The sequence below is a fragment of the Mesorhizobium sp. M4B.F.Ca.ET.089.01.1.1 genome (assembly GCF_004022605.1).
GTDB classification, from domain to species: domain Bacteria; phylum Pseudomonadota; class Alphaproteobacteria; order Rhizobiales; family Rhizobiaceae; genus Mesorhizobium; species Mesorhizobium abyssinicae.
This window is the reverse complement of the sequence record NZ_RZOS01001234.1, coordinates 1-576: the sequence shown is the minus strand read 5'-3', so window position 1 is coordinate 576 and position 576 is coordinate 1. Positions and strand designations below refer to the sequence as shown.

At 64.9% G+C, this 576-nt stretch carries 1 protein-coding gene; it reads left to right on the top strand.

Features of this window, described 5'->3' with window-relative positions; all coding sequences use genetic code 11:
* The coding region (locus EN780_RS36925) for an NAD(P)-binding domain-containing protein (protein WP_245500266.1) at positions 1-576 on the top strand (576 nt) is incomplete at both ends.

Here is a 576-nt window from a genome sequence, read left to right as displayed (position 1 = left end):
TCATGGTGCTGGCCGGCAAGCCGGTCGACGAGCAGATCGCGGCGCTGCGCGGCGTGCTGTCCGACAACGACATCGTCATCGATGCCGGCAACGCCAATTTCCGCGACACGATGCGACGCTTCTCCGAATTGTCCGGCTCGGGCCTGACCTTCATCGGCATGGGGGTGTCCGGCGGCGAGGAGGGCGCGCGGCATGGCCCGTCGATCATGGTCGGCGGCACGGAAGACTCCTGGAAGCGCGTCGAGAAGGTGCTGACGGCGATCTCCGCCAAGTTCAAGGACGAGCCCTGCGCCGCCTGGCTCGGCACCGACGGCGCCGGCCATTTCGTCAAGACGATCCACAACGGCATCGAATATGCCGACATGCAGATGATCGCCGAGATCTACGGCATATTGCGCGACGGCCTCGGCTTGGGCCCAAAAGAAATCGGCGCCGTCTTCGCCGACTGGAACAAGGGCCGGCTCAATTCGTATCTGATCGAAATTACCGCCAAGGTGCTGGCCGCCGACGATCCGAAGACCGGCAAGCCGGTGGTCGACATCATCCTCGACCGCGCGGGCCAGAAGGGCACCGGCA